Origin of the sequence: Pantoea sp. F_5, from assembly GCF_008631595.1 — a bacterium.
Lineage (GTDB): Bacteria > Pseudomonadota > Gammaproteobacteria > Enterobacterales > Enterobacteriaceae > Pantoea > Pantoea gossypiicola.
In genome coordinates this window covers 1-19,257 of the sequence record NZ_VWUO01000012.1, presented here as the reverse complement: position 1 = coordinate 19,257, position 19,257 = coordinate 1, and the positions used below count along the sequence as shown (strand labels likewise).

The 19,257-nt window shown below is 54.6% G+C and carries 19 protein-coding genes and 1 pseudogene; 8 read left to right on the top strand and 12 right to left on the bottom strand.

All coding sequences use genetic code 11. The features are described from left to right. The first annotated feature begins 291 nt into the window (after window positions 1–291). From fdnG to F3I44_RS16170, 5 genes are read left to right on the top strand one after another with little or no spacing between them, the layout of a single operon-like run. A complete protein-coding gene (gene fdnG / locus F3I44_RS16190) occupies window positions 292–3,342 on the top strand; it encodes a formate dehydrogenase-N subunit alpha (RefSeq protein WP_150013371.1) in 3,051 nt (1,016 codons plus the stop codon). 12 nt (window positions 3,343–3,354) lie between these two features. Then, window positions 3,355–4,254 carry a formate dehydrogenase subunit beta gene (gene fdxH / locus F3I44_RS16185; protein ID WP_150013373.1) on the top strand — a complete coding sequence of 300 codons (900 nt, stop codon included), beginning with the start codon at window positions 3,355–3,357 and terminating at the stop codon, window positions 4,252–4,254. Continuing rightward, complete coding sequence (gene fdoI / locus F3I44_RS16180; RefSeq protein ID WP_150013375.1) at window positions 4,254–4,895, top strand: formate dehydrogenase cytochrome b556 subunit; 642 nt, start codon at window positions 4,254–4,256, stop codon at window positions 4,893–4,895. The genes fdxH and fdoI overlap by 1 nt, the downstream gene beginning before the upstream one ends. Beyond that, complete coding sequence (gene fdhE, locus F3I44_RS16175; protein ID WP_150013377.1) at window positions 4,895–5,818, top strand: formate dehydrogenase accessory protein FdhE; 924 nt, start codon at window positions 4,895–4,897, stop codon at window positions 5,816–5,818. The genes fdoI and fdhE overlap by 1 nt, the downstream gene beginning before the upstream one ends. A gap of 21 nt (window positions 5,819–5,839) precedes the next feature. Beyond that, entirely contained in the window at window positions 5,840–6,451 is a 612-nt protein-coding gene (locus F3I44_RS16170; RefSeq protein ID WP_150013379.1) for a glutathione S-transferase, read from the top strand. 105 nt (window positions 6,452–6,556) lie between these two features. On the opposite strand, the gene F3I44_RS16165 is transcribed toward F3I44_RS16170, so the two are convergent. Together F3I44_RS16165 and F3I44_RS16160 are read right to left on the bottom strand one after the other, a co-directional pair. Continuing rightward, window positions 6,557–6,856 (bottom strand): type II toxin-antitoxin system RelE/ParE family toxin, encoded by a 300-nt coding sequence (locus tag F3I44_RS16165; RefSeq protein WP_150013381.1) that lies wholly within the window; start codon window positions 6,854–6,856, stop codon window positions 6,557–6,559. Further along, window positions 6,853–7,137, bottom strand: coding sequence for a damage-inducible protein J (locus F3I44_RS16160; RefSeq protein ID WP_150013409.1), 285 nt, complete (start codon window positions 7,135–7,137; stop codon window positions 6,853–6,855). The genes F3I44_RS16165 and F3I44_RS16160 overlap by 4 nt, the downstream gene beginning before the upstream one ends. A 368-nt stretch (window positions 7,138–7,505) precedes the next feature. On the opposite strand from F3I44_RS16160, the gene F3I44_RS16155 reads away from it, so the two are divergent. Together F3I44_RS16155 and F3I44_RS16150 are read left to right on the top strand one after the other, a co-directional pair. Then, window positions 7,506–7,730: a SymE family type I addiction module toxin gene (locus F3I44_RS16155; protein ID WP_150013383.1), complete on the top strand. Its 225-nt coding sequence runs from the start codon at window positions 7,506–7,508 to the stop codon at window positions 7,728–7,730. After that, window positions 7,727–8,050, top strand: a complete 324-nt coding sequence (locus tag F3I44_RS16150) for a type I toxin-antitoxin system SymE family toxin (RefSeq protein WP_150013385.1) — start codon at window positions 7,727–7,729, stop codon at window positions 8,048–8,050. The genes F3I44_RS16155 and F3I44_RS16150 overlap by 4 nt, the downstream gene beginning before the upstream one ends. A 92-nt stretch (window positions 8,051–8,142) precedes the next feature. Here F3I44_RS16150 and F3I44_RS16145 read toward each other — a convergent pair whose 3' ends face one another. From F3I44_RS16145 to F3I44_RS16125, 3 genes and pseudogenes are all read right to left on the bottom strand, one after another. Next, complete coding sequence (locus F3I44_RS16145; protein ID WP_150013387.1) at window positions 8,143–8,685, bottom strand: DUF3916 domain-containing protein; 543 nt, start codon at window positions 8,683–8,685, stop codon at window positions 8,143–8,145. Window positions 8,686–8,984: 299 nt separating this feature from the next. Beyond that, window positions 8,985–9,404: pseudogene (locus F3I44_RS24290) on the bottom strand (hypothetical protein); the annotation flags it as partial. Window positions 9,405–9,649: 245 nt separating this feature from the next. After that, entirely contained in the window at window positions 9,650–11,206 is a 1,557-nt protein-coding gene (locus F3I44_RS16125; protein WP_304621876.1) for a VENN motif pre-toxin domain-containing protein, read from the bottom strand. Between F3I44_RS16125 and F3I44_RS24180 the strand changes: the two genes are divergently transcribed. Further along, a complete protein-coding gene (locus F3I44_RS24180; protein WP_150013395.1) occupies window positions 11,198–11,398 on the top strand; it encodes a hypothetical protein in 201 nt (66 codons plus the stop codon). The genes F3I44_RS16125 and F3I44_RS24180 overlap by 9 nt on opposite strands. 36 nt (window positions 11,399–11,434) lie before the next feature. Here the strand turns inward: F3I44_RS24180 and F3I44_RS16120 are convergent, their stop codons facing one another. From F3I44_RS16120 to F3I44_RS16095, 7 genes are all read right to left on the bottom strand, one after another. After that, on the bottom strand, window positions 11,435–11,908 hold the full coding sequence (locus F3I44_RS16120; protein WP_150013397.1) for a hypothetical protein: 474 nt from the start codon (window positions 11,906–11,908) through the stop codon (window positions 11,435–11,437). Then, window positions 11,905–14,481 (bottom strand): hemagglutinin repeat-containing protein, encoded by a 2,577-nt coding sequence (locus F3I44_RS16115; protein ID WP_368668630.1) that lies wholly within the window; start codon window positions 14,479–14,481, stop codon window positions 11,905–11,907. Before F3I44_RS16115 ends, F3I44_RS16120 begins: the two co-directional genes overlap by 4 nt. A gap of 29 nt (window positions 14,482–14,510) precedes the next feature. After that, window positions 14,511–14,843, bottom strand: coding sequence for a hemagglutinin repeat-containing protein (locus F3I44_RS24285; protein ID WP_368668629.1), 333 nt, complete (start codon window positions 14,841–14,843; stop codon window positions 14,511–14,513). An 89-nt stretch (window positions 14,844–14,932) separates the two neighbouring features. Beyond that, complete coding sequence (locus F3I44_RS16110) at window positions 14,933–15,154, bottom strand: hypothetical protein (protein WP_150019489.1); 222 nt, start codon at window positions 15,152–15,154, stop codon at window positions 14,933–14,935. 2 nt (window positions 15,155–15,156) lie between these two features. Then, on the bottom strand, window positions 15,157–16,590 hold the full coding sequence (locus tag F3I44_RS16105; protein WP_223811685.1) for a VENN motif pre-toxin domain-containing protein: 1,434 nt from the start codon (window positions 16,588–16,590) through the stop codon (window positions 15,157–15,159). Between the two features lie 284 nt (window positions 16,591–16,874). Then, window positions 16,875–17,333, bottom strand: a complete 459-nt coding sequence (locus F3I44_RS16100) for a hypothetical protein (protein WP_150019487.1) — start codon at window positions 17,331–17,333, stop codon at window positions 16,875–16,877. Further along, window positions 17,333–19,257: VENN motif pre-toxin domain-containing protein (locus F3I44_RS16095; protein ID WP_150019486.1), on the bottom strand; the 1,925-nt coding region annotated here is incomplete at its 5' end. The genes F3I44_RS16095 and F3I44_RS16100, both read right to left, overlap by 1 nt.

Sequence of the window (19,257 nt, the reverse complement as noted above, 5' to 3'; positions counted from 1 at the left end):
AGCGGGGCAATTCATGCGGTTTTCTCCCCCAAAAGGCGTAGCCACGCCTGCTGGCGGGCACAATGCGAATGGTTCTCTTTCACGCATTAACATCGGTAAGCATAAAACAACACTAATTATCTGCACCGTCTGAAAATCTGCTTGCAGCGCAAATCCACCACCGAGGGTATTTAACAAAATTTAGAAAAATAATTACTAATGACTAACCTGTTGACCCTGGTCAACTTACAGGCAATCAGGGCTGCTATTTTGCAAGGCTTCGCAATGGAGCCAATAAAGAAGAACGATAAGATGCAGATTAACAGACGGAGTTTTTTCAAAATCTGTGCTGGCGGGCTGGCGGGCACCAGCGCAGCATTACTTGGTTTTGCCCCCACCACAGCGTTAGCCAGCGTCAGAGAATTCAAACTCATTCGTGCCAGAGAAACACGCAATAACTGCACCTACTGTTCAGTCGGTTGCGGGATGCTGATCTACAGCCTGGGCGATGGCGCAAAAAATGCCCGTGCCTCGATTTACCATATCGAAGGCGATCCTGACCATCCGGTCAGTCGCGGATCGCTCTGCCCGAAAGGCGCAGGCGTGCTCGACTTTATTCACAGCGAACAGCGCCTGCAATACCCGGAATACCGTGCACCGGGTTCCGATAAATGGCAGCGCATCAGCTGGGATGAGGCATTTGACCGCATTGCCCGTCTGATGAAGCAGGATCGCGATGCTCATTTCCAGACGACCAACGCCGCTGGCGTGACGGTAAACCGCTGGCCGACCACGTCGATGCTCTGCTCCTCCGCCGCCAGTAATGAAACCGGCCTGCTCGATCAGAAATTTGCCCGCGCGCTGGGTATTCTGGCGCTGGAAAACCAGGCACGCCTGTGTCACGGCCCGACCGTGGCGGCGCTGGCCCCGAGCTTTGGTCGCGGTGCGATGACCAACAACTGGAATGACATCAAAAACGCCAACGTGGTGATGATCATGGGCGGCAACCCCGCCGAGGCGCATCCGGTTGGCTTTAAATGGGTGATTGAAGCCAAAACCCGTAACAATGCGCAGGTCATCGTGGTCGATCCGCGCTTTAACCGCTCTGCGGCAGTCGCCGATCTCTACGCGCCACTGCGAGCGGGCAGTGATGTGGTGTTCCTGATGGGGGTGATCAACTATCTGCTGCAACACAATCAGATTCAGCAGGAGTATGTTCGCGCCTTCACCAACGCGGCCCTGATAGTCAGCGAAGGCTTCAGCTTCAGCGACGGGTTATTCAGCGGCTACGATGCGGAAACCCGTCAGTACGATCGCCAGAGCTGGCACTATGAGCTGGATGAAAACGGCCACGCCCGACGCGATGAGAGCTTCAGCCATCCACGCTGTGTACTGAACCTGCTGAAAACCCACGCCAGCCGTTACACCCCGGAAATGGTGACGCGGATGTGCGGCACTTCGCAGGACGCCTTTATTACGGTGTGCAAGCAGCTCGCCTCAACCTGCGTGCCCAATCGCACCGCAACCATCCTCTATGCGCTCGGCTGGACCCACCACACCAACGGTTCGCAGATTATCCGCACGGCGGCGATGATCCAGCTGCTGCTGGGCAACATCGGTATGCCGGGTGGCGGTATTAACGCGCTGCGCGGTCACTCCAACGTGCAGGGTTATACCGACCTCGGCCTGCTGGCGCAGAGCCTGCCGGGCTATCTGCCGCTGCCGTCTGAGAAGATGACGACGCTGGCAACTTACCTGCAACAGGCCACCCCGGTGGCGACACTGCCGGACCAGGTCAACTACTGGCAGAACACCGACAAGTTTTTCGTTAGCCTGATGAAGAGTTTCTACGGTGATAACGCCACGGCGGAGAACCAGTGGGGCTACGACTGGCTGCCGAAGTGGGACAAGGCCTATGACTGCATGGCGCAGGCAGAGATGATGGAGCAGGGTGCGCTGAACGGCTGTCTGATTCAGGGCTTCAACCTGCTGGCTGCCTTCCCGGACAAAAACAAAGCCGTCCGGGCCCTTTCCCGCCTCAAATATATGGTGGTGATCGACCCACTTCGCACGGAAACCGCCAGCTTCTGGCAGCATCACGATGCGTTCAACGACGTCGATCCATCGACCATCCAGACCGAAGTGTTTCGTCTGCCCTCCTCCTGCTTCGCGGAAGAGTCGGGTTCGGTGGCGAACTCGTCGCGCTGGCTGCAGTGGCACTGGGCAGCCGCCGAGCCGCCAGCGGAAGCGCTGCACGACGGCAAAATCCTCGGCAACCTGTTTATGCGTCTGCGCGCGCTCTATCGTCAGGAAGGCGGTGCAGCCCCTGAGCCGCTGATGGCGATGCGCTGGGATTACCGCGATCCGTTTAACCCTGAGCCGGAAGAGGTGGCGCAGGAGAACAACGGTCAGGCGCTGGCCGATATTTACGACGCCAGTGGCAAACTGCTGCTGAAAAAAGGTCAGCAGCTAAACAGCTTCTCTGAGCTGCGTAACGACGGCACCACCGCCAGTTCCTGCTGGATCTACAGCGGCAGCTGGACGTCAGAAGGCAACCAGATGGCCCGACGCGACAACGCCGATCCGTCGGGACTGGGGGCGGTCTCAGGCTGGGCCTGGGCCTGGCCCGCTAACCGCCGCATTCTCTATAACCGCGCCTCCGCTGATGCGCAGGGGAAAGCCTGGGATCCGCAGCGCCGCCTGATTGAGTGGGATGGCGCACGCTGGCACGGCATCGACGTACCGGATTATCCGGTAACGCTATCGCCGCAGAAGCAGGCCGGGCCGTTTATCATGCAGCCCGATGGTCTCGGCCACCTGTTTGCACTCGATAAAATGGCCGACGGCCCGTTCCCGGAGCACTACGAACCGATGGAAAGCCCGCTCGCCGACAACCCCCTGCATCCGCAGCAGCGTCACAGTCCGGTGGTCCGTCTGTTCAGCAGCGACGCCGCGCAGCTGGGTGAGGTCGCCGACTATCCCTGCGTCGCCACCACCTACTCCATCACCGAGCTGTTCCGCCACTGGACCAAACATGCCCTGCTGAATGCGATTGCGCAGCCGGAGCAGTTTGTCGAGATCGGCACCGAGCTGGCTGAGGAGAAAGGCATTCAGGCCGGAGACACCGTTAAGGTCACATCACGTCGCGGCTATATCAAAGCTAAAGCGGTGGTGACGCGTCGTCTGCAGCGTCTGATAGTTGACGGCAAGCCGGTTGATACCGTGGGCATTCCCTGCCACTGGGGCTTTGAAGGCACCACGCGTAAAGGCTTCCTCGCCAATACGCTGACGCCTTCGGTTGGCGATGCCAACTCACAGACCCCGGAGTACAAGGGATTTTTAGTGAAAGTAGAAAAAGCGTAACGGCAGATGACTATGGCTTATCAATCACAAGATATTATCCGTCGCTCTGCGACCAATGGTTTTACCCCGCCGCCGCAGGCGCGCGATCACAAGATCGAAGTGGCGAAACTTATCGACGTCACCGCCTGTATCGGCTGCAAAGGCTGTCAGGTCGCCTGTTCCGAGTGGAACGACATCCGCGATGAAGTTGGCCACAACATCGGGGTTTATGACAATCCCACCGACCTGACCGCCAAATCCTGGACGGTGATGCGCTTTTCCGAAGTCGAAGAGAACGGCAAGCTGGCCTGGCTGATTCGCAAAGATGGGTGCATGCACTGCGCCGATCCCGGCTGCCTGAAAGCCTGTCCGTCGGCAGGCGCCATCATTCAGTATGCCAACGGCATCGTCGATTTTCAGTCTGAGCAGTGCATCGGCTGTGGTTACTGTATCGCCGGTTGCCCGTTTAACGTGCCACGGCTAAACAAAGAGGATAACCGCGCCTACAAATGCACGCTGTGCGTAGATCGCGTCAGTGTCGGCCAGGAACCTGCCTGTGTGAAGACCTGTCCGACCGGTGCCATTCATTTCGGCAGTAAAAGCGACATGCTGACGCTGGCGGAGGAACGCGTGGCGGAGCTGAAGTCACGCGGGTTTGCGCAGGCGGGTCTCTACAATCCGGAAGGCGTGGGCGGCACTCACGTGATGTATGTGCTGCATCATGCTGACAAACCCCAGCTCTATCACGGTCTGCCTGCTAATCCGGGCATCAGCCCGACCGTGACCTTCTGGAAGGGGATCTGGAAACCGCTGGCGGCGGTCGGTTTTGCCGCCACGTTTGCCGCCTCCATTTACCACTATGTCGGCGTTGGCCCGAATCGCGTCACTGAAGAGCATGACGACAACGACGATCAGCCTGAGGAGCATCAATAATGAAAAAGCCCGATCATCTGGTGCGCTATCGCGCACCTGAACGTATCAATCACTGGATCGTCGCGATTTGCTTTGTCATGGCTGCGTTAAGCGGATTAGGGTTTTTCTTTCCGTCGTTTAACTGGCTGATGCAGATCTTTGGCACGCCACAACTGGCGCGTATTCTGCATCCTTTTGTTGGCGTGGTGATGTTTGCCGCTTTTATGCTGATGTTTTTACGTTACTGGAAACACAACCTGATCAATCGCGATGACCTTTACTGGGCCAGAAATATTCACCGGATTGCGCTGAACGAAGAGGTCGGCGATACCGGTAAATATAACTTTGGTCAGAAGTGTGTGTTCTGGGCTGCTATCATCAGCTTAGTATTGCTGCTTGCCAGCGGCATTGTGATCTGGCGACCCTACTTTGCTGATGCCTTTGCCATTCCGCTGATTCGTCTGGCGCTGGTTGTGCATTCGGTGTCAGCGGTTGCGCTGATCATCGTCATTATGGTGCATATTTATGCTGCATTGTGGGTCAAAGGCACACTGACCGCGATGGTGGAAGGCTGGGTCAGCTCGGAATGGGCCAGACAGCATCACCCTCGCTGGTATCGTGAGCAGCGTAATCCGCCAATAAAACAGGAAAAACGCCCCTGATGAGTATTCGCATAATCCCGCAGGACCAGCTGGAGAAAAGCGAAAAGACAACGGCGGAGATGATTCCGCCGTTACTTTTTCCACGGCTGAAAAATTTATACAGCCGTCGTGCCGCGCGACTGCGCGACCTGGCGGCGAAAAATCCACTTGGCGATTATCTGCGCTTTGCGGCGATGATCGCTGAAGCGCAGGAGATTGTGCTGTATGACCATCCGCTGCACATCGACCTGCATGCCCGACTGACGCAGAGTGCCAGCGAGGGCAAGCCGCCACTGAACATTCACACCCTGCCGCGCGATGCGCACTGGCAACGGCTGCTGCACTCGCTGATTGCCGAACTGAAGCCGGAGATGAGTGGTCAGGCGCTGGCGGTGCTGGAGAATCTGGAAAAGGCGTCCGCCACCGAGCTGGAGACACTGGCCAGCGCGCTGTTTACCGGCGACTATGCGCTGGTCAGCAGCGATAAAGCGCCCTTTATCTGGGCGGCGCTTTCGCTCTACTGGGCGCAGATGGCGGCCCTGATCCCAGGCAAAGCACGCGCTGAGATGGGCGATCAGCGCCAGTTCTGTCCGGTCTGCGCCAGTATGCCGGTCGCCAGCGTGGTACATATGGGCAGCCATGAAGGTGCGCGCTATCTGCACTGCAATCTGTGCGAAAGTGAATGGCACGTGGTGCGCAGCAAATGTACCCAGTGCGAACAGTCCCGTGATCTGCACTACTGGTCGCTCGACAGCGAGCATGCGGCGGTGAAGGCGGAGAGTTGTGGCGACTGCGGCACCTACCTGAAGATGCTTTATCAGGAGAGAGATCCGGCGATCGAACCGGTGGCCGATGACCTGGCGTCGCTGATACTGGATGCACGGATGGAGCAGGAAGGCTTCGCTCGCAGCAGTCTCAATCCCTTTATGTTTCCTGGCGAATAGTCACTGAATCCGGAGAACCCGATGAAACTGATTGGCAGCTATACCAGCCCGTTTGTGCGTAAGATTTCGATTATCATGCTGGAAAAAGGCATTACGTTTGAATTCGTTAACGCATCGCCTTACAGCGATGACAGCCACGTGCCGCACTACAATCCGCTGGGCAAAGTCCCGGCGCTGGTTGCTGACGATAAGCAAATCTGGTTCGACTCCAGCATCATCGCCGAGTTTCTGGAACTTCGCGGCGCGGAGCCGGCTTTACTCCCTGCCGATCCGCTTGAGGCACTTAACATTCGCCAGCTGGAGAAGCTGGCGGATGGGGTCAGTGATGCCGCGCTGGTGATCGTGCGCGAGCAAATGCGTCCGGGGGATTTGCAGTCGGAAGAGGTGCTATTGCGCAATCGTGAAAAGATTCAGCGCAGTCTCGATATGCTGGAAGCAAAGGCCGCGGAGGGCAAATGGCTTAACAACGGCCAGCTTAATCTGGCGGATATCGCTACTGGCTGCATGATTGGCTACCTCAATTTCCGCCGGGTGGTGCCAAACTGGTGCGTTGAGCGTCCGGCGCTGGTGAAGCTGGCGGAAACGCTGTTTGAGCGCGAGAGCTTTGCACGGACAACGCCGCCTGCGGCGTGATGGGTGCGGTGGCTGGGGCTGATGATTTCATCGGCCTCCTGAGCGCACCGCTCTCTCTACCGTAGCTCGTGAGCCTGACAACCTGATGCAGGCTCGAGTGGCAGACTATCTTTGATAGCGACCCGATATTTTTCGGGATGTGTGCAGTATACGCAGGATGCGAACCGCATCTGTTTCAGCTACATAGATGATAATGAACGGTAAGCGTGGCACCACCAGTTTAAGCTGTTTTTCTGTTCCGACTTTAGTGCCAGCCCGCGGGTTTTCGCTAAGCAGACTGGCCAACCGGGTAAACTTATCGTCTGTTGCACTGGCTACCAGCAGGCCAGCCTCACGATACAGATAACGAAATATTATTTCCCTGTCCGCCTGCGCCTGTTTTTCCCATTGAACGGCTGATATCACAATGTTCCCTGCGCGGCCTGCGCTTTAAGCTCTTCCATGCGGGTATTCATTTCATCGTTACTGATGAACTCACTTTCGCCGGCATCATAACGACTGAATGCCGCCGCTATCTGCTCTTCCAGCCATGCATCATGTTTACTGTCCTGATAGTGCCGCTCTTCAGCAGCCAGCTCTTCCGCTCGCTGACGCATAACCTCAGTCAGCGTCTTCTTCTGGCGCTCGGCTGCCTGCATGGCAAGTCGTTTAACGTCGTCATCAATCCTGAAGTGGATAGTGCTCATAGCCTGACTCTCGTGTGGTGTCGTTTGTGGTGTCATCATGCCTGTCATCCCTTTCTCTGTCATCTCCATTTCGCTCGCATGCGATGCCGGAAATCGACACACCAATAGAACTAAATAGCCGATTACGGATGCTGGAGAGGATATGGGGAAGAGGATGTAAACGAAATGGTTAATGGAAAAACAATCCGTTTTTCAGAGATGCCTCGCAATCTATTACTTAGCTTTCAGCGAGTTTACAAAGCGGACGGTGTATATTTGAACAGGAGAAAACAGGAAAGGAAGAGCATAACGAAAGATTATTAGCGCGGGCTGAAGGTGGTGGAACACCAGCAGCCCGCTGACCACAACTAACTAGGTAGGAGTTAATTATGGCTGGAAAAGATTCTACGTCAGAACCTGCTGTACCCCAAGCACGCAAAAGCATCGTCGGATACCGCCCCAACGGCGGCAGACCGAACCCCTTACCTCAACTGACCATCAAAGGACGATGGCTGGAACAGTTAGGATTTATTAAAGGCCAGCCGGTCAGCATCATCGCCGAACAGGGCCAGCTGATTATCCGCACTACTCACCTCACGGAGGAGAACGTATGAACATCACTTTTATTGAGGAACCCGTCCCGGAGCTGACCATCACAGGCGGTCAGCTGGCCGCACTCGGATTTACCACCGGCACACCGATCCGGCTGATGCTGCGGGATAACGCGCTGACAGTGACAACCGTGACCGATGAAGCGGAGTGGAAAGAACTCTGCGAAGCCAGCCAGCAGTGGCAAAATCCGGGAGCTGACTGGGTACGGGATAACGGCGAAGTGATTATCGGCGGCGACTGGCTGACCGGTTTCGGTATCACTGAGGCGGAACAGCTGGAGGTTACCACTGCGTCCGGTGTGATTCGGTTGCGGCGGAGGTAAACGGAAGGATTAAAGGCTTAAATGTAAAAATCCCGGCCAGTATGAAGCGAACTCCGAAAGTTGGCCGGGATCTTCCGCTAAAAAATAGAAGTCTATTTTTTACTGACCTCACCAATATACCAGTGCTCTGAATGATAAAGCTCACCGTCATCGTTTTCACAGACCCTTAGTATTCCTAACTCTGAAAAACCTCTCGGTAATTTTAAACCCCACTCTCTGATTAAACTTCTATCACGCAGTAAACTTAACTGTCCAAAAACATTAACCCCCGGCGATGTATGCATATCGAAATACTCTTCAGAAGTAAATAAACACAATTCACTTGAAAACATATCAGGCAAAACAATACTGCACGTAACTCTTATATCATTTTCATTAGCAGGCTTAGCTTGATGAATTTCATATGCTGCATTTATCAATGCTTGTGCACAATATGACTGAACATCACGACTGGTTTGCTTCCCTTGAACCAGTGAAAAATGCACCGGGATTTTGACATTCCAGTAGCCATAAGAGTAGTCTTCAGAATTAATCTCTGGAAATTTAGACGCGTACGACTCCGACCATCTCTTTAATGATCTTAATCTGCGTGGTATTCCTCGCAATTTCTTATTACTCATTGCTAGTTGCCGCATTATATTTTCCTTCCCTTAGCTGCTTCAGTCTTAACCTTATTAATAGTCCCATCAAGATTTAATACTGCCTTGAATTTACCTTTACTGTCGAATACTTCAAGATGATTTTTATGCTGCCCATCCAGATAGAATTGATCGCCTTTTTTTATCACATCGCCAATGTCACTACTTGCTTTATAAATGCTCTGACCTTGATATATTTGACTACTTTTTTGAGCACTATTTTTTATCTGAGCACCAAGCCCCTGTTGGGTAAGAAATTCTTTCATATTTCCCACGGCTCCAGCATTTGGCACATGTGGAACTTTTTTACCCGGTAATATAATCCCGGCCAGCATGCCGCCCGTAGCTTCCAGCGCCACCTGGTTTCCTTCGGATGCCTGTTTGATTGTGGCAGCAACCGCAGACCAGGTATCACTGCTCATCAGCGCCTTAACGCTGTCCGCTACCGCCTGATTCTTACCGGACAGGTCATTAAGCGCTGTACCGCAGTAACTGTCCCCGGTCGCGCAAGACGCAAGCGCCATTGCTGCGTCAGCAGCGTAATCCGCTCCGCCTAATGCCGCATCGCCGGTATCCGCAAGAGCGTTTATAATGCCGTTGGCAATGGAAGACGTTGTACCCTCGCCCAGCTTTTCCCTGACCTGATCCTTCAGGGATTCAGCGACCTGCTTCGCCGTTGCACGCGCCTGATCACCGGACAGCGAGTTATTCTCAACAACAACTTAGAAGTTTTTTAATTTCAATACCCGAGCTATCCACATCCCTCCCCCGACAAAGCTTCCGATACTAAAACTAATCTTGCAAAGCAGAAATATATTATCCATAGTGAAATTTATTGGTATCCCTTTGAAAAAAAAGAACAAAAACTCCCCTGCAATGTATAAAGTAATTGATGTCAAAAAAATAGATACAATGCTTAATACGATAAAAAGAGCCAAGTGTAGAAACACATTTTGCTGTCTCATTTTTTGAGGTTCTCCTCAGAGGATTTCTGCTCTATATACTTCCCGCTGAGCTCTGAGCCCAAGCTACCACCGATATCTCCAGCCATGCCGGGGAAATAACCAGGTGTCATTTCTTTTGAAAGCCCAAACTCTCCTTTAATATCAGTATATTTTTGAAGCGTTGGATTGAATTTCGGATCCCAGCCACCTTTCCACCAGTTTGCCCCGGCATTGACTCCCCATGAGAGCCCTTTACCAATGCCATAGCCGATACCAGATCCAGCACCATTGATAAGCGCACCAGACAGTGGATCTTTGTCATCAATCCAGTTACCCAGCGCACCACCTGCGGCGTTCCAGCCCACGGTACCCGCAAGGCCATTACCCATGCTGATAACATTCACCCAACCCGCTATCGCTGCGTTTGCCGGATCTATCGAGCCATCCATCAAATAACCGATACCTGCATTCGCGCCCGCACCCAGTCCCCACATTACCTGAGCACCACCAGGTAGCAACGCAACACTTCCCGTTGCCAGTGCCAGCCCAACAGAATCTCGTTCATTCATCGCTTTCTGGCAGCTTGCAGAACCCGGCGCATCGGCACAACTTGCCATGTCTATTCCATGCTGGCGTATCCATGCAGCCTGAGCATCTTCACTACCGCCGAGTAAATTATTCTCAACCGCGTTCTTACCCGCCTGCGCCCCCGCCACCGCATCCGCTGTGCTGTTACCAACTACCCCGCCCGCAAGGCCCGCCGCCAGCGTACCCAGTGCGCTGATGGTCTGCTTCTCGGTTTCCAACAGGTCGCTGACCACTTTCCCCGGATACAGCTGGTTCATCACCAGCTTCGCCATCAGCTCACCGCTGACCGCTCCGGCTGCACCCGCCAGCGCTGAGTTGCCGGATGCGTAAGAGCTTACAGCACCCAGCACCGCGTGTGCCATCGCCTGTGCTTCAGGGTTGCCTTCCGTCAGCCTGTGTATCTCCGTCGCCACATACGGCTTGGCCGCCCCGCTCAGCGCCTGTGCAACGTTACCGCCCGACAGCCCCTGCACCGCCGCCGTTACCGCGCTGATGCCCTGCTGAAGTGCCGAACCCGTGCCGAACGGCTTCATCGCCGTGTCGTAAGCCTGCTTCGCTATCTCATCTGACGTCGGGTTCAGCTTCCCTTTTCCGGCCAGCTCTTCCCTGGCCGCCGCCAGCGCTGCCGGGTCCTGCTGGGCCTTCAGGCCCGCTATCTCACCCTGCGTCCGCGCGATATCCCCCGCCTGCGCCCCGATTTCGCCTATCAGCAGAGCCGCCTTCAGCCGGTTCTGCTCCTTCTCCTTGTCGAAGATGACGTCCAGCCCCGGATTTGCGTTCGCCACGTCGCGGCTTAAATCTGCAACGTCCTGAGCCTGTTTTTCCTTATCGCGGATAACGACAGTGCCTTCGCTCACCGCCGACCTCGTGGTGCTCTCCGCGCTGCCGCTGCCGTTCAGCCCCGCCAGCACGTTTTGAGTCATGTTGCTTTCGAAATGACCGCCGATGCCGCCGCCGGTGCTTATCCCCGCGCTCTGATGCTCCACCTTATAGTCCGCGTGGTTCTCAATGTCGCTGAAGCCCAGCGTGCCGGTGTCGAGCCGGTTCTTATCGGCGGTGGACGTCGAGCTGATGACCGCACCGTTCAGCTGCGTGTGCTCACGCCGATGACGATGGCCTACTACGCCTTACTCTCTACTCCCAACCTGCTGTACGCGAAAAACTGCTCATTAAAGTAAAAAAGGACGTCAGTAAAGCGAGGTTCAGATTTTAATTTATAACTGTTGATATTTAATACCTTCGTCTTGTTCATATGATGACGACAAAGATTCCAACATATTTATTTCATCCCCAACATTCATAATAAAGAGGCTTAATTCACCTTCAAATACAAGTTTCACACCTACAAATGCATCCTCTAATGAAGAAGACATTAAAAATACTTTTAAAAGTATTTTTCCAATATAATTAACGATCGGATAAATGTGTGAAATATCAACAACCGTTTCTTTTCCATATTCACCAAGATCACTTCCCTGGAGAGGCAAGTCTGTTAATTCAAGCGTCGAGCCATCCTTTCCACATTTAAAGCTCTCCATCTCTTCAACTTCTGAAAAAACAAGCTGCAATTGTTGAGGGTGAATATAATCATGGTTTTCAAGCGAATAAATTACCCCATTAACCCTTAGAAGTTTTTTCTCAACAACACTGCGAGTCCATTCTTCATATCCCTTTACAATATTAATCATTTCGGATCACCCTTTAGTGCATTTTTTACTGATGTATTATTAATACCATCTTTAAGGATAGTGACGAAACTACCATCTGGCTTGGTAACAACAACATTATTACCCTTTATCCTAAAAAACACATTTCCACGACTGGCACCAACGTCAGTACCTTGTCCCGCAAACTTTCCAGCAATAACTTTATCTGGATGAGAACCGATATCATTGATAATATCTAATACGCGCTGCCTATCTGCTGCGTTCGATGCATTACCACCAAAATCTTCAACGTGTTTTCCAAGTTTTTTACCTAATTGTGCATTGTTAACTGAGAATGCAGCATTAGATCCAATTCCAGAACTTGGTAAAGATGTTTGGCCAGGACTCGGTAAATATCCTGATATTTCATCACTGGCTTTATTAAGCAGTTTTGATGCTTCCGCTACATCACCTTTAGCCAGCGCCGTTTGTGCCGCCTTGATGGCTTTACCTGCCGCATCTCCCGCGCCTGGAATGATACCGATTGCAGCCACAAGGTAATCAAGCGCGCTCTGTGCCTCAGCAAAGCTTTTGATATCACCCACAACAGGCACGAAGTCAGTGCCCAGCGAAGCCATATCTTTCAGTGCTTCACGCCGCTCCGTGTACATCTTCACCGAGCAGGCTTCGGCGCTCATTCCGCCGCAGTTGACCTCTTTATAGCGCTCGTTTTCCGCCTCAACGTACTTACCGGCCTTCTGTTCCGGCGTTTTACCTTCAGACTGCGCCTGCGCAATATCACTTAACGCGTTGTTTTCCAGCGCGTTCTGGCCCGCCTGCGCTCCCGCCACCGCATCCGCCGTGCTTCCACCCACTACGCCGCCTGCCAGGCCCGCTGCCAGCGTCCCCAGCGCGCTGATCGTCTGCTTCTCTGATTCAGTCAGTTCACTGACCGCTTTGCCCGGATACAGCTGGTTCATCACCAGCTTCGCCATCAGTTCGCCGCTGACTCCGCCCGCCGCACCCGCCAGCGCTGAGTTGCCGGATGCGTAAGAGGTTACCGCACCCAGTACCGCGTGCGCCATCGCCTGCGCTTCAGGGCTGCCTTCTGTCAGCTTGTGTATTTCTGTCGCCAGGTAGGGACTGGCCGCGCCGCTCAGCGCCTGTGCAACGTTACCGCCCGACAGCCCCTGTACCGCCGCCGTCACCGCGCTGATGCCCTGCTGAAGGGCCGAACCCGTGCCGAACGGCTTCATCGCCGTGTCGTAAGCCTGCTTCGCTATCTCATCTGACGTCGGGTTCAGCTTCCCTTTTCCGGCCAGCTCTTCCCTCGCCGCCGCCAGCGCTGACGGGTCCTGCTGCGCCTTCAGGCCCGCTATCTGGCCCTGCGTTCTGGCGATATCCCCCGCCTGCGCCCCGATTTCCCCGATGAGTTGCGCCGCCTTGAGCCGGTTCTGCTCCTTCTCCTTGTCGAAGATAACCTCAAGGCCCGGATTTGCATTCTCCGCGTCGCGGCTTAACTCTGCAACGTCCTGCACCTGCTTCGACGGGTAGCGGATGATTATCGTGCCTTCGCTCACCGCCGACTTCGTCACCGACGAAGCGCTGCCGCTGCCGTTCAGCCCCGCCAGCATCCCGTTCGCCATGTTCCCGGCGAACTCACCCCCGATACTTCCGCCGCTGCTTATCCCCGCGCTCTGATGCTCAACCTTATAGTCCGCGTGGTTCTCAATGTCGCTGAAGCCCAGCGTGCCGGTGTCGAGCCGGTTCTTATCGGCGGTGGCCGTCGAGCTGATAACCGCGCCGTTCAGCTGCGTGTGCTCACCTACAGTGACGTCAAAGCCGCCCCTGCCCGCAAAAATCCCGGTCTGTTCGGCCACGCTCTGCCAGTTGCTGTGCATTTTATCCTGGCTCACGTTCACGCTCGCCGAGCCGGTCATGGAGCCGAACGTGAAGCTGCCGCCCGCACTGGCGCTCTGTTGCTTCGCGTCGTAGCGGTCGCTGTCCTGCTCCGACGTCAGCGTCAGGTTGCGGCCCGCGTCCACCTTCACGCTGTTGCCGCTTGCCTGCGCGCCCGTGAGCGTCGTGTCGCGCCCGCTGGTCAGGCTGAGCTGACTGCCCGCGTCCAGCGTGGTTTCGCTGTGCGTCAGCCCGTTGCCCTTTTCGCTGCCCTTCGCCGCGTTGACGCTGGCCGACACGCTGATACCGTAGCCGCCCGACCCTGCGCCGATGCCCGCCCCGGCGCTGCCGCCTTTGCTGCTGTTCTGACTGTCGGTGCGCTGGGTGTTCTGCGCCGACTGCAGCAGGATGTCACGCGCCGCAGCCAGGCTCAGGTCGCCGCCCGCCTTCAGCTGGCTGCCGGTGATGCTGATGTCGCCGCTCTGCGCCGTGCCATTTTTGCCGGTGGCCGTGACGGTCAGGTTCCGGCCCGCCGTCAGCGTGCTGCCCTGCGACTGGCGGCTTTCAGTACGGGTTTCGCTTTTCGACGACTGGCTGCCGTACGAGGCACTGACGCCGATGGTGCTGGTCGAACCCGCCTGATAGCCGTCCTGCCCCGGCTTCAGGTTGTTGGCGGCATTGTGTGCGTCCGCTGAGGCCGTGTTCAGCCCGTCCATCTGATATGCCTGCGCCGCCTGCACCCCGTTCAGCGCCGCCTGAGTGTTCTGCAGCGCGCTGACCCGCCCGTCACCCGACTGACGGTGCTGACGCTCTGGCTCTGGATGGTGCCCTTTTCATCGATTTCATGGCGGGTCGACTGTTTGCCGACGGTGAAGCCGATGCCGCCGCTGCCCAGCAGGCCGCTCTTTTTCTTTTCCTCCAGCTGATAGTGGCTGTCGGTCCCGGTTGCCGCGCCGATCTCCACGTCGCGCCCGGCACGCAGGTTCACGTCCCGGTCGGCGGCAACCGCAGAGCCGGTTACCGTCAGATCGCGTCTGACGATGGGTTTTACGACCGGGCTGAAGATCGAGGTGCTCACCGGGCCGGGATAGTTGATCGTCCGACTGGTGACTGAAAGGTAACTGACTGATAAAATTAAAATCCCGGCTCAGTGGCCGGGATATAATATTACTGCTCTAATAGTCTTCTCTTGGCTTCATTTAATGCATTCTGAAGCCAATCAAAATTCATTGGACTAACGTCCGATGAAAATTCAATTTTTATATCGTTTATCCCATCTTCTTGTTGTAAAAGTGCAATAAATTCATCATCTCGATAAATTTCAGCTATTAGATTTTCATAATCGACATCACTAGCGATGACAATTTTTAAATGATCCTTACAATTCATAATTACGGTTCCAAAAATCCACGAAAATTACCTTGAGGGTCAAATCTTTCCCCTCGACCATCAGGGGCGATGACATCAAATCCTCCAAAACGATTTCCTTCTTTTACAGACGCTCCAGGTGCTTTAACTATACCGTCTAATATTTTCTGTCCCTGTTCATTGATTTGAGCAGGAGTTCCTTTAGCGGTAGGATAGACACTTCCTTCGCGGCTGCCATGTTTTTGTAACGCCCTACCTGCAACGGTAAAATTGCCAGATTTGGCCGCTGGATCAATATTGCCTCCAGTTTTAGAAAGAGAAGTTAATTCAATCTGACCAAACTTACCGGCATTAATTTTGCCAACATTTGAAGGAATATCCTTCGCCGCATTAGCCGCCGCAGCTTCAGCTTTCGCCGCCGTCGCCTCGACCGCTGTCTTACCGATACCTACGGCACCGCCAGCCCCAACACCACCCGGCACGATAGCTTCCGACATCTGGATACCGGCATTATTCAGACACAGCATCACATTTCCTGCGCAAGCTTGTATTACAGCTTTTGCCGCCGCCGCTATTTCAGGTGTGGCCGCTGCCAGTAAACCACCACCAAGACCCGCCGGAAGCGCTACCATCAGCGCATCATTCATCGCCAGCCCTTTCTGGCAGGAAGCTGAGCCTGGGTCTGTACTGCAAGACGCGATATTTTTACCGTGCTCCCGCACGAACGTCTCCTGACCGTCTTCCGTTCCGCCAAACAGGTTATTGTTAACGGCGTTCTGTCCCGCCTGCGCACCCGACACAGCATCAGCCGTGCTGTCACCGGTCACGCCGCCCGCAAGGCCCGCCGCCAGCGCACCCAGTGCGCTGATGGTCTGCTTCTCGGTTTCCGACAGGTCACCAACCGCTTTGCCCGGATACAGCTGGTTCATCACCAGCTTCGCCATCAGTTCGCCGCTGACCCCGCCCGCCGCACCCGCCAGCGCTGAGTTGCCGGATGCGTAAGAGGTTACCGCACCCAGTACCGCGTGCGCCATCGCCTGCGCTTCAGGGTTGCCTTCTGTCAGCTTGTGTATTTCTGTCGCCAGGTAGGGACTGGCCGCGCCGCTCAGCGCCTGTGCAACGTTACCGCCCGACAGCCCCTGCACCGCCGCCGTTACCGCGCTGATACCCTGCTGAAGTGCCGAACCCGTGCCGAACGGCTTCATCGCCGTGTCGTAAGCCTGCTTCGCTATCTCATCTGACGTCGGGTTCAGCTTCCCTTTTCCGGCCAGCTCTTCCCTGGCCGCCGCCAGCGCTGCCGGGTCCTGCTGCGCCTTCATGCCCGCTATCTGGCCCTGCGTTCTGGCAATGTCCCCCGCCTGCGCCCCGATTTCGCCTATCAGCTGCGCCGCCTTCAGCCGGTTCTGTTCTTTCTCCTTATCGAAGATGACGTACAGCCCCGGATTCGCATTCGCCACGTCGCGGCTTAAATCTGCAACGTCCTGCGCCTGTTTTTCCTTATCGCGGATAATAATGGTGCTGTCAGCAGCATAACTAGCTGACTCATAAATAAAAAACCCCGGCAGTTTAGCTTAATGCTAGTCAGTTAAGGAAATGAGGCTCAATAATTCTGGCCTTCAATGAAGTAAAAAAGGACTGAAGCCCTGATTCCTTCGTTTTCCTTTTAAGCAAATTCATGATTTTATATTCATTAAAAGCTTAACTGACCGGCATTAGGCAGGTTAGCTGGGGTTTCTATTCATCAATGAATCATTAAACTGGCTCTGCATAAAAAATCATTTTGATCAAATTGCAGATGTAACGCGTAACTCTCTTTTTCGTATTTTATCCAGCGATTAATATAACCCAGAAGCATATCTGAATTCCCACCGCCACTGGCAGAAGGTTCACCTAAAATGCGCAGTACAGATTTCTCATTCCAACTTGAGCATATGCCTGACAGTAGTTTTCCTTGAAAAGGCGCATAGTTTTCATAACCATCAAAATAAAAATGGGCATGATTCATCACTCCTTTTCTAAATCCAATTTCCAGCCCTGATTTTACATATTTATAATACTTTGTATGACCTGCAGGATCGTCATATTCCTTAGAATCTTCGGATACAATGGGAACATCATCAATAGTACTATTAAGTTCTATGAACTCGATTGAATTTTCAACCTTCCCAAGAGAGCCAATGAATTTCATCCAATCAGGCATTACTTAGTTACCCCTATCTGACGGTTTCTTTCTTTGATTTGCTGTATTGCATCATCAACAAGCCCAGGATCATATCCCTTATCTAACATATTCTTTCTTAATGAATCAGTATCGCGACATTCTGCACCACATAGATTCATTGCGTCTAGTTCTACCTGCGATGATTTATTTTTACCGCCATAAGTAGGGCCTGCCTGATGAACATCTTTAGGTACCTCAACAGCTGTAGAATTTTGATAAAGATTCTTTGTTTCTGCCTCAGTAAGTGGGCGTCCCAACTCTATTTCTTTGGATTTTTTTATAGCGGCAAAAGACGGAATATGGTCATGCTCTAATCCATCACCAACCACTTCACGCGCTTTAAGCTCTTTATAAGAGCCAACATCAAGTGCTTTAACTTTTATCTCATCGCTGGCCTTATTAATCAGCTTCGATGCTTCAGCAACATCACCTTTCTTCAGTGCCGTTTCTGCTGCTTTGATGGCCTTACCGGCAACATCACCTGCGCCCGGTATAATACCGACTACCGCTGCCAAATAATCGAGAGCCGACTGCGCTTCCGCAAAACTCTTTATGTCGCCGTAAACAGGGATGAAGTCGCTACCGAACTCTACACCCGCTGACGCCATATCTTTCAGTGCTTCACGCCGTTCAGTGTACATCTTCACCGAGCAGGCTTCGGCACTCATGCCGCCGCAGTTGGCCTTTTTATAGCGCTCGTTTTCCGCCTCAACGTACTCACCGGCCTTCTGTTCCGGCGTTTTTCCTTCAGCCTGCGCCTGCGCAATATCACTCAGTGCGTTATTTTCCAGTGCATTCTTACCCGCCTGCGCGCCCGCCACCGCATCCGCCGTACTGTCACCAGCGACGCCGCCAGCCAGACCCGCCGCAAGCGTCCCCAGCGCGCTTATCGTCTGCCGCTGCTCTTCACTCAGGTCCTCACGCTTGACACCCGGATACAGCTGCTGCGCAATGTACTCGCCCATCGCCGCGCCCGATGCGCCCGCCAGCGCCGCGTTGCCCGCCGCATAGGAGGTTACCGCACCCAGCACCGCGTGCGCCATCAGGTTCGCTTCGGTATTCACCTTACCGTTCGCGTCCGTGGTCAGCTCATGTATCTTTTCTGCCAGGTATGGCGCAGCCGCCCCGCTTACCGCCTGTGCAACATTACCGCCCGACAGCCCCTGCACCGCCGCCGTTACCGCGCTGATGCCCTGCTGAAGTGCCGAACCCGTGCCGAACGGCTTCATCGCCGTGTCGTAAGCCTGCTTCGCTATCTCATCTGACGTCGGGTTCAGCTTCCCTTTTCCGGCCAGCTCTTCCCTGGCCGCCGCCAGCGCTGCCGGGTCACGCTGCGCCTTCATGCCCGCTATCTGGCCCTGCGTTCTGGCAATGTCCCCCGCCTGCGCCCCGATTTCGCCTATCAGCTGCGCCGCCTTCAGCCGGTTCTGCTCCTTCTCTTTATCAAAGATGACGTCCAGCCCCGGATTCGCATTTTCCACGTCGCGGCTGAGGTCCGCCACGTCCTGCTTCTGCTTCGACGGGGCGCGGATAACGATCGTGCCTTCGCTCACCGCCGACTTCGTCACCGACGAGGCGCTGCCGCTGCCGTTCAGCCCCGCCAGCATCCCGTTCGCCATGTTCCCGGCGAACTCACCCCCGATACTTCCGCCGCTGCTTATCCCCGCGCTCTGGTGCTCCACCTTATAGTCCGCGTGGTTCTCAATGTCGCTGAAGCCCAGCGTGCCGGTGTCGAGCCTGTTCTTACCGGCGGTGGCGGTGGAACCGATGACCGCGCCGTTCAGCTGCGTGTGCTCACCCACCGTCACGTCAAAGCCGCCCTGACCCGCAAATATCCCGGTCTGCTCCGTCACGCTCTGCCAGTTGCTGTGCATCCTGTCCCGGCTCACGTTCACGTTCGCCG